12 protein-coding genes are annotated in these 13,970 nt (G+C 67.7%); 6 read left to right on the top strand and 6 right to left on the bottom strand.

Annotated elements, in window-relative coordinates:
* Positions 1-148: 148 nt before the first annotated feature.
* The 6 genes from ahcY to cofD all read right to left on the bottom strand — a co-directional run bounded on the left by ahcY (position 149) and on the right by cofD (position 6,864).
* Entirely contained in the window at positions 149-1,630 is a 1,482-nt protein-coding gene (gene ahcY, locus QH196_RS11825; RefSeq protein ID WP_280415817.1) for an adenosylhomocysteinase, read from the bottom strand.
* Positions 1,631-1,869: 239 nt separating this feature from the next.
* Positions 1,870-3,039 (bottom strand): alkane 1-monooxygenase, encoded by a 1,170-nt coding sequence (locus QH196_RS11820; protein ID WP_432279474.1) that lies wholly within the window; start codon positions 3,037-3,039, stop codon positions 1,870-1,872.
* A 215-nt stretch (positions 3,040-3,254) separates the two neighbouring features.
* Positions 3,255-3,890 carry a TetR/AcrR family transcriptional regulator gene (locus QH196_RS11815; RefSeq protein WP_280415816.1) on the bottom strand — a complete coding sequence of 212 codons (636 nt, stop codon included), beginning with the start codon at positions 3,888-3,890 and terminating at the stop codon, positions 3,255-3,257.
* A 93-nt stretch (positions 3,891-3,983) separates the two neighbouring features.
* Positions 3,984-4,505, bottom strand: coding sequence for an NUDIX hydrolase (locus QH196_RS11810; RefSeq protein WP_280415815.1), 522 nt, complete (start codon positions 4,503-4,505; stop codon positions 3,984-3,986).
* Complete coding sequence (locus QH196_RS11805) at positions 4,502-5,869, bottom strand: coenzyme F420-0:L-glutamate ligase (protein WP_280415814.1); 1,368 nt, start codon at positions 5,867-5,869, stop codon at positions 4,502-4,504. The genes QH196_RS11810 and QH196_RS11805 overlap by 4 nt, the downstream gene beginning before the upstream one ends.
* Positions 5,866-6,864 carry a 2-phospho-L-lactate transferase gene (gene cofD, locus QH196_RS11800; RefSeq protein WP_280415813.1) on the bottom strand — a complete coding sequence of 333 codons (999 nt, stop codon included), beginning with the start codon at positions 6,862-6,864 and terminating at the stop codon, positions 5,866-5,868. Before cofD ends, QH196_RS11805 begins: the two co-directional genes overlap by 4 nt.
* Positions 6,865-7,376: 512 nt before the next feature.
* Between cofD and QH196_RS11795 the strand changes: the two genes are divergently transcribed.
* From QH196_RS11795 to manA, 6 genes are all read left to right on the top strand, one after another.
* Positions 7,377-7,610: a WhiB family transcriptional regulator gene (locus QH196_RS11795; RefSeq protein WP_033243613.1), complete on the top strand. Its 234-nt coding sequence runs from the start codon at positions 7,377-7,379 to the stop codon at positions 7,608-7,610.
* An 84-nt stretch (positions 7,611-7,694) separates the two neighbouring features.
* Positions 7,695-8,174: a metallopeptidase family protein gene (locus QH196_RS11790; RefSeq protein ID WP_168433861.1), complete on the top strand. Its 480-nt coding sequence runs from the start codon at positions 7,695-7,697 to the stop codon at positions 8,172-8,174.
* Positions 8,175-8,962: 788 nt separating this feature from the next.
* On the top strand, positions 8,963-9,337 hold the full coding sequence (locus tag QH196_RS11785) for a DUF3499 domain-containing protein (RefSeq protein WP_081595732.1): 375 nt from the start codon (positions 8,963-8,965) through the stop codon (positions 9,335-9,337).
* A gap of 485 nt (positions 9,338-9,822) precedes the next feature.
* Positions 9,823-11,199 (top strand): phosphomannomutase/phosphoglucomutase, encoded by a 1,377-nt coding sequence (locus tag QH196_RS11780; RefSeq protein ID WP_280415812.1) that lies wholly within the window; start codon positions 9,823-9,825, stop codon positions 11,197-11,199.
* 117 nt (positions 11,200-11,316) lie between these two features.
* Positions 11,317-12,516, top strand: coding sequence for a tobH protein (locus QH196_RS11775; RefSeq protein ID WP_280415811.1), 1,200 nt, complete (start codon positions 11,317-11,319; stop codon positions 12,514-12,516).
* Positions 12,516-13,724, top strand: a complete 1,209-nt coding sequence (manA, locus tag QH196_RS11770) for a mannose-6-phosphate isomerase, class I (protein WP_280415810.1) — start codon at positions 12,516-12,518, stop codon at positions 13,722-13,724. Before QH196_RS11775 ends, manA begins: the two co-directional genes overlap by 1 nt.
* The last annotated feature ends 246 nt before the right edge of the window (positions 13,725-13,970 follow it).

Genomic DNA, 13,970 nt, shown 5'->3' with positions numbered 1-13,970 from the left:
GGCGGTGGGGGCGGCCGCGCCGCCCGCCCGCCCCCCCCCCCGCCCCCCCCCCCCCCCCCCCCCCCCCCCCCCCCCCCCCACCCGCCCCCCCGGCCCCCCCCCCCCGGGGGCGGGGGGGCACTGGTGGAGACCGGGAAAGGGTGCCGGATCAGTAGCGGTAGTGCTCCGGCTTGTACGGGCCTTCGACATCGACATTGATGTATTCGGCCTGGTCCTTGGTGAGCTTGGTCAGCGTGCCACCCAGCGCTTCCACGTGGATGCGGGCGACCTTCTCGTCGAGCACCTTCGGCAGGCGGTAGACCTCGTTGTCGTACTCCTCCGGTTTGGTCCACAGTTCGATCTGTGCGATCACCTGGTTGGAGAAGCTGTTGCTCATCACGAAGGACGGGTGGCCGGTGGCGTTGCCCAGATTGAGCAGCCGCCCCTCGGACAGCACGATGATGGACTTACCGGAATCACCGAACGTCCACAGGTCGACCTGAGGTTTGATATTCAACTTCGTCGCGCCGGACCGTTCCAGGCCGGCCATATCGATTTCGTTGTCGAAATGGCCGATATTTCCGAGAATGGCCTGGTCCTTCATCGCCCGCATATGGTCGAGGGTGATGATGTCCTTGTTACCGGTCGAGGTGATGACGATATCGGCGTCACCGATGGCCTGTTCCACGGTCACCACATCGAAACCGTCCATCAGCGCCTGCAGGGCGTTGATCGGGTCGATCTCGGTGACCTGGACGCGGGCACCCTGCCCGGCCAGCGATTCCGCGCACCCCTTGCCGACATCGCCGTAGCCACAGATCAGCACCTTCTTACCGCCGATGAGGACATCGGTGCCGCGGTTGATGCCGTCGATCAGCGAATGCCGGGTGCCGTACTTGTTGTCGAACTTGGATTTGGTGACCGAATCGTTGACATTGATCGCCGGGAAGGACAGTTCACCGGCGGCGGCGAACTGGTACAGGCGCAGCACACCGGTGGTGGTTTCCTCGGTGACGCCCTTGACGCTCTCGGCGATGGCGGACCACTTGCCCTTATCGGTCTCGAACCGCTCGCGCAGCAGGTTCAGGAAGACCGTGTACTCCGCGGAATGCTCCTCGTCGGCCGGCGGCACCACACCGGCCTTCTCGAACTGCGCCCCGCGCAGCACCAGCATGGTGGCGTCGCCGCCGTCGTCGAGGATCATATTGGCCGGTTCGCCCGGCCAGGTGAGCATCTGTTCGGCCGCCCACCAGTACTCCTCCAGTGTTTCGCCCTTCCAGGCGAACACCGGGGTGCCCTGCGGCTCCTCGACGGTGCCGTGCGGGCCGACCACCACGGCCGCCGCGGCGTGATCCTGGGTGGAGAAGATATTGCAGGAGGCCCACCGGACCTCGGCGCCCAGTGCGGTGAGGGTTTCGATCAGCACGGCGGTCTGCACGGTCATATGCAACGAGCCGGAGATGCGGGCGCCTTTCAGCGGCGCGACATCGGCGTATTCGCGGCGCAGGGCCATCAGCCCGGGCATCTCGTGTTCGGCCAGCCGGATCTCCTTGCGGCCGAAATCGGCCAGCGACAGATCCGCGACCTTGTATTCGACGCCGTTGCGGCTATCGGTGCTCAACGATGTGCGAGGCAATTCGGAGGTCGTCATCAGCGTGGATCAGCCTTCTCTCGGTTACGGCATGAGCGAGTCAGGCCCGGAGGCGGTAGTGCGATACCTCCGCCTTCGCTCCGGCCTCCGCGTCAGGAGGTGGACCGATCGGCCAGGCCTCGCTCAGGCCCGATAAACACGGTCTCGATCGCAAGGCTAGCCGGTTCGGCGCGGCCGCGGTCCGGCTGGATCGGTTGGTGCCGGTACCGGGCGCGCGGCGTGCGGGACCCACGTGGGTCTCAGCCGGTGACCATGCCGGGGCCGGGCGAGACCGCGGCTGCGGCCGGCCGTTTGCGGGGCGCGAGATTGATCCGGGTGAGGTCGCCGTCGTAGTGCGCGAGCACCCGTTTGTCCATCACCCGGCGCCACAGCGGCGGGATCATGGCGAGAACCACCATGGCCGCGTACCCGGCGGGCAGTTGCGGGGCCTCGTCGGAACTGCGCAGCGTCTGGTAGCGCCGGCCGGGATTGGCGTGATGGTCGCTGTGCCGCTGGAGATGGAACAGGAAGATATTGGTGACCAGTCGATCGCTGTTCCAGCTGTCGCGTGCCGTGCAGCGCCGGTACCGCCCGTTGGGGCGGCGCTCCCGGAGCAACCCGTAGTGCTCGATGTAGTTGACGGTTTCCAGCAGGCCCGCACCCAGCACTGCCTGCAGCAGCAGGTAGGGCAGGATCTGCCAGCCGAAAACCAGCATCAGGCCCCCGAAGAGCACCACCGTCATCGCCCACGCCTGCAGGATGTGGTTGCGCGGGCTCCACCAGCCCGACCCCCTCCGGCGCAGCCGGTCGCGCTCCAGCCGTAGCGCGGAGCGGAAACCCCCGGCCACACTGCGCGGCAGGAATTCCCACAGACTTTCGCCGAACCGGGCACTGGCCGGGTCCTCGGGGGTCGCGACCCGGGCGTGGTGGCCGCGGTTGTGTTCGACGAAGAAGTGGCCGTACCCGGATTGCGCCAGGGCGATCTTGGCCAGCCACCGTTCCAGGCGTTCGACCCGGTGGCCGAGTTCGTGGGCGGCATTGATACCGATCCCGGACACCAGGCCGAGGGTGACGGCCAGGCCTGTCTTGTCGACGATATCGAGTTCGCTGCCGGACCACAGGTATCCGGCCAGGGCGAGACCTACCAGCTGGATGGGCAGGAAGAGGTAGGTGCACCAACGGTAGTAGCGGTCGTTGGAGAGGGTTTCGTAGTCTTCGTCGCGGGGGTTGGAGCCGTCGTCGCCGACCAGCAGGTCGAGTAACGGGATGAGCATCAGGACCATGATCGGCCCGGTCCACCAGAACACCTCGAGGCCGGTGTGCAGCACCAGCTGGGAGGGCAGCAGCGCGGTGGCCGGAGCGATCAGGCCGAGGATCCATAGATGGCGTTTGGGATCGGCCGACCCGGCCGACTTGCCAACCAATTGCACGTTTGCCCCGCTATTGAAAAACCGAACTTGCAGCGGCCTATATATTCGCAGACCCGGTGTCTCCATTGCGTCGTTGTTCGACCCAAACGTGGCGACCGTTACACGCCGGAACCGTACCCTGCCGCCGTACCCGATGGGCGGCCGGCGGCGAACCCGGCCGGAAACAGGTGAACTCGCAGGTCGCGGCGACTTCTTCAGGTATCTCACGACCCGGCTCACCGCGCGGGGACTTCCGCTGCCGGCCGCCCGGCGAGCACCGCGGCCACATAGGGACCGAAGACGCGGCCGAGTTCGGCCGGTACGTCGTGTTCCGGCCCGGGTGGGGTGGGGATATAACTGATCGCCAGCCGCACCAGGGCATGAGCGAAGGTCTCGGCCTGGCCCCTGGTGAAGGCCACCCAGCTGCGCTGCATAACGCCGATGAGCCGCTCGGTGGCGTGCTCGATCAGCGGACCCGCGTCGAGGGTGATGAGGCGCAGCAGGTCGAGTTTGACCTCGCCGAGCACCAGCGATTGCACCAGCGGGTCCTGGGCGGCGTCGCGGAAATAGCTTGCGATGCCGTCGCGGATGGAGGCGTCGGCGTCACCGATATTGGCGGCGAGCGCCGTCTCCACATGGTCGACGAGATCGTCGGCCAGACGGATGGCATAGGCCTCCGCCAAACCCTGACGCGAACCGAATTCGTTGTAGAGGGTCTGCCGGCTCACCCCGGCGCCGGCCGCCACCTCGGTGAGGGTGATTTTGGACCAGTCCCGTTGCCCGAGAAGGTCACGCATCGCGTCCAGGATGGCTGTGCGCAGCAACTCACGCGCAGACCCCTGGATGAAATTCCGGGATCCGGTGCTCGGCATGGCAGCGACACTGGCACGAACGACCTGTTCGAGTCAAAGTTTCAAGTTCGTTCGATCGGTTACCGCCGTGCCGGGCCCGCGCGGAACGCGGGATCACGGCAAGAGCACGACGTCGGCATCCGGCGGCAGGGCGTCCACCGGCCACCACCGCAGATCGGTGGATTCCGCACTGCGCACCGGCACCGCCCCGGGCGGGGCGGTGATCCGGAACAGCAGATCCAGATGCCGCGTCGGCACCCCGAGGGAACAGGTGATCGGATGCGCCTGGGCCGCATAGAGTTCCGGAGCGAGACGCAATCCGTCGATACCGGATTCCTCGGTGGCCTCGCGGAGCGCGGCCGCCGCCACCGTCTCGTCGCTCTCCTCGCAATGCCCGCCGAGCTGGATCCAGCGCCCGACGCGGGGATGTAGCGTCAGCAGGACCTCCCGGCCGTCGTGCGAGAAAACGACGGCCGACGCCGTGATATGACCGGGCGCGTGTTCGCGCAGGCAGCCACGCGGCGCCGACCCCAGAAAGGCCAGTATCGCCTCCCGCAGCGAGGCCGCGGGACCGCTGCCCGGTTTCCAGGTGGTCAGCAGTTCGACGGCCGAAATATGCAGCGATTCGGCGCTCACCGTTCCACCAGCCCCGCCGCCGGATCCCGCGGGGAACGAGGCCCGAGCACCTCGGTGGGATGGCCGACGGCGATGGCGCCCAGCGGATTCCAGTCGCCGTCCAGGTCCAGGACCGCACGGGTGACCTCGGGCGCGAAGATGGTCGAACCGATCCAGCAGCTCCCCAGCCCCTCGGCGGCCAGCGCTACCAGCAACCCCTGCACCGCGGCGCCCACCGCGACGGTGAACATGGTCTGTTCCGCGGCGCGGCGGCGATCATCGGGATAGTCGTGGGCCCCGTCGGGCACGCAGAACGGGATGATCACCTCCGGGGCGTCGAAGAGTATGCGCCCGCGGTTCACCCGGCGCTCCACCCGTTCGGCGTCCAGACCGTCGGCCAGGAGATCGGCCCGCCACTTCTCCGCCATCGCGGTGAGCAGCCGCTCGCGCCGCGCCCGGTCGCGTAGCCAGACGAACCGCACCGGACGGGTGTGATGCGGCGCGGGGGCCGTCAAGGCGACCGCGGTCGCCGACCGGATCTTTTCCGGGTCCACCGGGTCGGCGGTGAAACTGCGCACCGAACGCCGCAGCAGCACCGCCTCTTCCCGGCCGCGCTGCAAGGCCTCGGCGGTCCCGAGCCAGAACAGATCGTCGGTTCCCGCACGAACGAGGTCGGTCGCGGTGGAACCGTCGTCCGTGGGCGTCAGACCGCGTACCACCGCCACCGGCACCGCGCCCAGTTTGCCCTTCACCAGATCAGCGGCCGCGGCGAGTTCGTCGGCGATCGCGACCTGGGTGACCTGCAGTTCGTTGCCCTGGCCGTCCACGGTGCCCGAATAGTCGTGCAGTACACGCAGTCCCGCGGAGCCGATCGCGACATCGGTCTGGCCGTTGCGCCAGGCGCGCCCCATCGTGTCGGTGACCACCACCGCCACATTCACACCGAGCCGGGTCGCCAGGGCCGAACGCAACCCTTTCGCGCTGCCGTCGGGGTCGGCGGGAAGCAGGACCAGTTCGCCGCTTTCGACATTGGACCCGTCCACCCCGGAGGCAGCCTGCACGATGCCGAGCCGGTTCTCGGTGATCAGGGTCCGACCGCGGCGGGCCACGACCCGCACCGATTCCTGCTCCACCAGCCGCCGCCGCGCCGCATCGCGCTGCTCCGGATCGGTTGGTGCGGCGACGATCCGCCCCTCCGCCTTGGCGACGATCTTGCTGGTGACCACCAGAACATCGCCGTCGGCCAGCCACGGAGCGCAGGTGGCGATATGTTCGGCGAGGTCGTCACCGGGCCGGAATTCGGGTAATCCGGTGATCGGGAGAATGCGTAATTCCGCGGCGGCGTGATCGGCAATTACCTCGGCGAAAGACTCGGCACCGGTCACGGTTTCACTCCTGCCAGCTCGAGGGCCGCACGCACCATTTCGGCCGTGGCCTGCGGATCGGTCATCAGCAGCGGGATGCTGCGCACCTGTACCCCGGGGACGTCGGCGGTATCGGTGGTGTGGATCAGCCAGCCGTCGAGAATGCCGGTGGCCGAACGTGATCCGTAGTGCCGGCCGACCGCTTCCGCGGAGGTCTCCACTCCGATCACCGACAGGCATTCGTCGGCCATACCGCGCAGCGGCTTCCCATCGATCACCGGGGATACGCCGATCACCGGGGCCGCGGTGGTGCGCAGTGCGCCCCGGATTCCGGGTACCGAGAGGATGGAGCCCACGCTCACAACAGGGTTCGAGGGGGCCAGTAATACGATATCCGCATCGGCTATGAGTTCGATCACATTCGGCGCCGGCTTGGCTTCATCGGCCCCGATTGTGGCGAATCCATGAGTTCGAACGTCGGCGCGGTACCGAACCCACCACTCCTGAAAATGGATCGCGCGGCGTTCGCTGGGGCTCTCCGGGTCGCTGATAACAACATGCGTTTCACAGCGATCGTCGGTTGCCGGGATGAGTTCGACGCCCGGTTGCCACCGATTGCACAGCGCCTCGGTAACCGCCGAGAGCGGATAGCCGGCGCGCAACATTTCGGTGCGAACCAGATGTGTGGCGATATCCCGATCCCCCAGCCCGAACCAGTCCGGCTGAGCATGGTATTTCGCCAACTCTTCCTTCGCGTGCCAGGTTTCCCCCAGTCGGCCCCAGCCACGCTCGGGGTCTATTCCGCCGCCGAGGGTATACATGCAGGTATCGAGGTCGGGGCAAATTCTCAACCCGTGCATCCAGACGTCATCGCCCACATTGACGACGGCCGAAACCTTCGCTTCGGGCAGCAGCTCCCGTACACCCAGCAGGAACCGCGCGCCACCCACTCCGCCGACCAGGACGACGATACGGGGACCATTGGCGGGCCCGATGTCCGCTTGTTGTGAAGTCACATCTGTACACCCTATGCGGCCCGGGAAATAGTGCGTCTTTCGCTATATTTGCCGGTCATTTGCTATTCGGGTCACAAGATCGACTCGGAATGCCGCGCGGGATAGTAACGGAATAGTGACGGTGGCTTGACCATCACACCCGGCGGCGTGTCTAATCACAGACATGTCATTCCGGATGGCGCTGGAAGTTCAAGGCGTGAACGGAAACTCGAACAGGTGTTCGAATTGGAATGACGGGCTCGGGGAAGTCCGCGAGACAACATCGCGGAGTTAGGCCGTCGATAAGCGTGTGGATCGACGGAAAGAAATCATTCTGCGCTAACACACAGTGAGGAGGCGGAGCGATGGCCGAAGAACTGGCCCCGGCCGGCATTCCGGTGGGTGTATCGCGAACCGATTCCACAGCAGGCGCAGCACGAGGCGTCGCTGCTGACAACGGCTGGACCGATCGCGATCGGAGTGAGCGAGAATCGACGCCCCGGCTCAGCCTTATCGTGACCGGTTTCGACGAGATGTTCGACTCCATCGAGGAACAGTGGCAGGAACGCGCATTGTGCGCGGAAACCGATCCGGAAGCGTTCTTCCCGGAGAAGGGCGGCTCCACACGCGAGGCCAAACGCATCTGCATGGGATGCGAGGTTCGCGACGAATGCCTGGAATACGCGCTCGCACACGATGAACGGTTCGGAATCTGGGGCGGCCTGTCGGAGCGGGAGCGCCGGCGCCTCAAGCGCGGTATCGGCTGACGACACCGCTCGCGTCGGTGCGCCCCGGAGCAGGTAGCCGGGGCGGGCCGTCGCGGTCGGCGATCGGTGACTAACGTTCGAGTCATGGCACGATCCCGCAATCGCAGACCCCCGACCGCCCGGTCGGTGAGCCGCCGCGGTCGCGGCGTGCGCGGACCCATGCTTCCTCCGACGGTTCCGGCCTGGCGCACCCGCGGCCAGAAGTTCGATCGCCTCGTACTCGAGGCGTTCGCGCCACTGGACACCCGCTGGCACGACCGGCTCACCAAACTGGATATCGCCGTCGACGATGTCCCGAAAATACGCCCGCTGCACCCGGATTCGGTCACCTGGCCGGACGAGGTGGTCGCCGACGGCCCGGTCCCGCTGTCGCGGCTCATCCCGGCCGGGGTCGACCGGCACGGCACCCCCATCCGCGCACGCGTCGTCCTGTTCCGCAAACCCCTCGAATTACGCGCGGGCGACCCGGAGGATCTGGTGGACCTGCTGCGCGAAGTGCTGGTCCAGCAGATCGCCACCTACCTCGGCGTCGACCCGGACGTCATCGACCCCGAACCGGAATAGCCGTCGTCGATCTGCCACCCGGCAAACTTCTGCAACCTCGAAGACACCCGATGGACGCGGCACCGGCGGACCGATCCCCGGTCCGAACAACGGCCATCCCGATCACAGAACAATCTCGCCCCGACCGGCCGCGCAGCAATTGCTCCCAGTTATCTGATCACCCACCTCCCCTGTCCCTGGGTGGGGCCCGCCCGGTTCTGGAGCGACCAGAGGGAGGGAGCGCAGCGACCGACCGGCGGGAGTGAAGAACCGGGCCCGAAAGGGCCCCACCCTCGAGCCGCGGAGCGGCTCCAAAATTACAGCCCGCCCCTTCGCGGACGGTCAACCCCGACAGCACCGTAACCACACCTACCCTGCGCCGGCAGTGCAGTTCCAAACAACACCCACCCCGCGCCCGCACTGCAGTTCCCCATCATCCCCACCCCGGCGTCCCGCAATGCACTTCGAAATCACACCCACCCGCCCCGCAGTGGACTCCGAAGCACACCCCGCCTCTCCACGATGACCCACTCACCAGCACACCAACCACACCCCACCCTCGCGCCGCAACGCACTCCACAACACACCCCCTCCACCGAAGGCCCACCCACCAGCGCACCACTCCCCACGCCTCAATGCGCTCCGAACACCCCTCGACGAACGGTCCACCCCGAGACCAGGGGCAACAGCGCTCCGATCCCCCGGGAAACAGAGCTCCCGTCCCGCGGCACCGGAGGCGACGCCGAAATCACAGCGTGTCTGCCCCACCTGTGTCCGTGTTGCGGGTTACTCTCATCGACGTGATCTCCATGCGTCGTTGCTGCCGACCCGGCTGCAAGAATCCGGCCGTCGCGACGCTGACCTATGTTTATTCGGATTCCACCGCGGTGGTGGGTCCGCTGGCGACGGTGGCCGAACCCCATTCCTGGGACCTCTGCGGAACACATGCCTCCCGGATCACCGCCCCCAAGGGCTGGGATATGGTCCGGCACGAAGGCGGTTTCGCCACCAGTCCCGATGACGACGACCTCACGGCGCTGGCCGAGGCCGTCCGCGAGGCGGGCCTACGCCGCCGTCCCCCCGAACCGGAGCAGCGCGGCTACCGCGAGCACACACCTCCCCCGCGCCCGACCCGCACGGGGCGCCGTGGGCATCTCCGCGTCCTTCCCGACCCGCCCAGCTGATCCCGGCGCGCCGCAGTCCTACCGCACCCGGCTACCGGTTCGGTTGTGCCTCGTCACCCGGCTCCACATCGACGTCCCAGCGATCGTGCCGAAGTACTGACGATCCGTATGCCGGACCCACGAATCCTGGATCGGACCTGCGCGGCGGCAGCGCCGTGTTTCGCAGGACACCTGCGTAATTCGCCCGCCCCCGGCCGAAACGGTGCACACCGGTCCGCGTGGGCCACCGGCGCGGCGGCGAAACCACCGGTCTCCGAACCGGCGGAAACGGCGGCGGCGCTGATCAACAGCATTGCTCGGCAGACACGACCTGCAAACGCTGAACGCGACCGGCGGCGGTGCCGAGTCGTGCGGCGCGGCGGGTGCATCTCGGCCGGACCGGTCAGCCCGGGCAGGACGCGGACTGTCCTCGGATCGCGAGCGGGTGGGGCCGGAGGCACTGCCATGAATACGGCGCTGAAGAGGCACCTACTAGGGTGGTCCCCATGACAGTCGCCCGCCCTGCCGAGTCCGTGAACGCGGTGATCAAGGCCTACGACATCCGCGGCGTCGTCGGGGAACAACTCGATGCCGATTTCGTCCGGGACACCGGCTCCGCGTTCGCTCGGCTCATGCGGGCCGAAGACGCGCAGCGCATCGTGATCGGTCACGATATGCGTGCCTCGTCGCCGGAGCTGGTGGATGCGTTCGCCGCGGGCGTACTGGCTCAGGGGCTGGACGTGGTGCGGATCGGCCTGGCGTCCACCGATCAGCTGTATTTCGCCTCGGGCACACTCGACTGCCCGGGCGCGATGTTCACCGCCAGCCACAACCCGGCCCGCTACAACGGCATCAAATTGTGCCGGGCGCGGGCACTGCCGGTCGGTCAGGACACCGGTCTCGCCACCATCGCCGAGGAACTCGTCACCGGTGTGCCCGGCTACGACGGCACACCGGGTACCACCACGGACACCGATCTGCTCGGCGATTATGCGGTGTTCCTGCGTGATCTGGTGAAGCTGGACGGTATCCGGCCGCTGACCGTCGCGGTGGACGCCGGTAACGGGATGGGCGGGCATACCGTTCCCGCGGTTCTCGGCGCCCTGCCGCAGGTGACGATCGTGCCGCTGTACTTCGAGCTGGACGGGTCGTTCCCCAACCACGAGGCCAACCCGCTGGACCCGGCGAACCTGGTGGACCTGCAGAAACTGGTCCGGGAATCCGGCGCCGATATCGGGCTGGCGTTCGACGGGGACGCCGATCGCTGTTTCGTCGTCGACGAACAGGGTGATCCGGTGTCGCCCTCCGCCATCACCGCGCTGGTCGCCGAGCGTGAACTCGCCGCGGAGCCCGGTGCCACGATCATCCACAACCTGATCACGTCACGATCGGTGCCGGAGCTGGTGACCGAGCTGGGCGGCACGCCGGTGCGGTCGCGGGTGGGGCATTCGTTCATCAAACAGCTCATGGCGAGTACCGGGGCGGTTTTCGGCGGAGAGCATTCCGCGCACTACTACTTCCGCGATTTCTGGGGCGCCGATTCCGGCATGCTGGCCGCGCTGCATGTGCTGGCCGCCCTCGGTGAGGACAAACGTCCCGTTTCGGAACTGATGGCCTCCTACACGGGGTACGCCGCCTCGGGTGAGATCAACTCGACCGTCGCCGATGCCGCCGAACGGACCGGCGCGGTGCTCGACGCGTTCGCCGGCCGGGCGGTCGCGGTGGACCGCCTCGACGGCGTGACGGTGCAACTCCCCGAGGACGCCTGGTTCAACCTGCGCGCCTCCAATACCGAACCGCTACTGCGGCTCAACGTCGAAGCGCGCTGTCCGGAGGAAGTAGATGCACTCGTGACCGAGATTCTGCGCATCGTCCGCGCCTGACTGGAATAGTGGAAATACACACCGTGGATTCGCCCGTTCCAGGCCCGGTATCCACGATCCGGGCGGTGGCGGCGGCCGAGACCGAAAACAGCGCGATGAGGGGAGGTGCCACGCCCGATGATCGCTGATACCCCGGTACTCGATCTGGACGATGCCGCAATGCTCGAGGCCGCCGATACCGGCGGCGCCCTCCGTTCGGCCGCATCCGGTGGCGCCCAGGTACGGGCCACCGCCGCGGCCGTGGCCGAGAATGCTCTCGCGGGGCTGGCCGGTCTGCAGCCACGCAGCCTGCTGCTGGTTTCCGGCGCCGGCCGGGCGGGGCGGGCGGCGGGGCTGCTGGCGGCCGCGCTCGGTGACCGTGCCGGTTTGCCGCTGGTTCCGGTGAGCACCGTGCCTTCCTGGGCCGGCCCCTTGGATGTCGTACTGGTCAGCGGTGACGATGCCGGGGACCCTCGGCTGATCGATGCGGTGGACCGGGCGGTGCGCCGGGGGGCCGAGGTGGTCGTCGCGGCACCGAACGAAGGGCCGCTGCGGGCCGCGGCGGCCGGACGTGCCGCCGTGCTGGAACCACGGGTACCGGTGCTCGACGCCAACCGGCTGCTGCGCTACCTCGCGACCGGTATCGCGGTCCTGCGGGCGATCGCTCCCGCCCGGTCGGCCGGTGACCTGCCCGACCTCACCGATCTCGCCGATGTGCTCGATACCGAGGCGCTGCGCGACGGCCCCCAGCACGAGGTGTTCCACAACCCCGCCAAGAACCTCGCCGCCCGCACCCAGCAGCGCGGCCTGATCCTGGCCGGTGACAGCCCCGCGACCACCGAACTCGCGATCCATGCCGCGGAGGTTCTGCTGCAGTCGGCGGGCCGTACCGCCACCGCCGTGGATTTGTCCGTTGCTGTGGCCGCGCTCCCCCAGCTGGTGGATGCGGCCACCGCGGCTGCCCCGGATTACGATCCGCTGTTCCACGACGAGCAGCTCGACGGTCCGCCGCCGGTCGAGAAGAAGCGGATCTTCCTGTGCAGCACCGATACCGATAGTCCGGCCGCGCGCCGCAAACTCGCACTGTTCGGGGGCGCCGGCGGTGGAACGGTCGACGCCGACCTGGTGACGGCCGATATCGAGACGGTTCCGGCGGACCCGTCCCGCGCCGAATCGGGCGAACCGGCCCCGGAGCCGCCCACCCATGCCGGCGCGGAGCTGGAACGCCTCGCGGTACTGGCGCTGCGCTGGGAGATGACGGCCGCCTACCTGCGGCTCATCGGCGGCCGGGCGGTCGCGGGCGGCGATCCGGACAGGTACGACGGGGGATCGTACTAGTGCACGAACTCGTAGGTGCGTTGCGCTCGTACGCCTGGGGTTCACGCACCGCGCTCGCCGAACTCTGCGGCCGCCCTGTCCCTTCCGCGCATCCGGAGGCCGAACTGTGGTTCGGCGCCCACCCCGCCGACCCCGCCTATATCCGGACCGAACGCGGTAAACGCTCGCTGCTCGAGGTGGTCTCGGCCGAGCCCGGCCGGGAACTCGGCGCCGCCGCGACCCGGTTCGACGGCAGGTTGCCGTTCCTGCTGAAGATCCTGGCCGCCGAGGAACCGTTGTCGCTGCAGGCGCATCCGAGCGCGCAGCAGGCGGCCGCCGGTTTCGCCCGGGAGAACCGCAATGGGGTGCCGCTGGATTCGCCCATGCGCAACTACCGCGACGACAGCCACAAACCCGAACTTGTGGTGGCACTGGAACGTTTCGAGGCACTGGCCGGTTTCCGGGATCCGCTGCGCACGGTGGAACTGTTCCGTGCCCTGAGTGTTCCCGAGCTCGGGCAGTACGCCGATCTGCTCGCCGCGCAACCCGATTCCGATGGCCTGCGCACCCTGTTCACCAGCTGGATAACGCTGCCGAACACGGTGCTGGATACGCTCCTGCCCGCCGTCCTGGACGGCTGCGTGCGCTATCTGACCAATGCGGAACGCGAATTCGCACCGGTCGCCCAGACGACTCTCGAACTCGCCGAAAGCTATCCGGGTGATGCCGGTGTGCTGGCTTCGCTGTTGCTGAACCGGATCACCCTGCAACCCGGGCAGGGCTTGTTCCTCGCCGCCGGTAATCTGCACGCCTATCTGCGCGGCGTCGCGGTGGAGATCATGGCGAACTCGGACAATGTGCTGCGCGGTGGACTCACCCCGAAACATGTCGATGTGCCGGAGTTGCTGAAGGTCCTGGATTTCGAACCCATCGACCTGCCCCTGGTACTCCCGGAACCGGCCGGTGACGGTTCGGTGCGCTACCGCGCCCCCGCCCCCGAATTCGCGTTGCGCCGCTTCGATATCACCGAGGGTTCGGCGCTGGTTCCGCTCACCGATGCCGGCCCCGGCATCGTCTTGTGCACTGCCGGTTCGGCACATCTGCTCGACGGCAGCTCCGAGGTCCGGCTCGACCGCGGTACCGCGGCGTGGATCTCGGCCACCGATACCGATATTCGTGCCCGAGCCGCCGACGGCCCGGCCACCCTGTTCTGCGCCTGCGTGGGATGAGACGCGGGCACGACCCGGACCCCGTCGGCGTATACCGCCGCCGAAGAGCAGGTCCGCGATGTCATACGCTCGTGCCCAGCCCACGCCTACCGCACCGAACTTCCCGAAATATTCACCACCCCGTGCCGAGTTCAGCGAGGCCCTTATAGGGTTGAGGCCGCGTCGTGCTTCCGCCCTCGATGCGATGCGGCGTAGCCGCGAGTGTCGAGGGCGGAAGCACGACGCCTAAGGGCCTCAACCCCGCGG

The organism is Nocardia carnea (genome assembly GCF_029868325.1).
Lineage (GTDB): Bacteria > Actinomycetota > Actinomycetes > Mycobacteriales > Mycobacteriaceae > Nocardia > Nocardia carnea_C.
The sequence above is the reverse complement of the archived record's forward strand: the minus strand, read 5'-3'. Positions and strand labels throughout refer to the sequence as shown.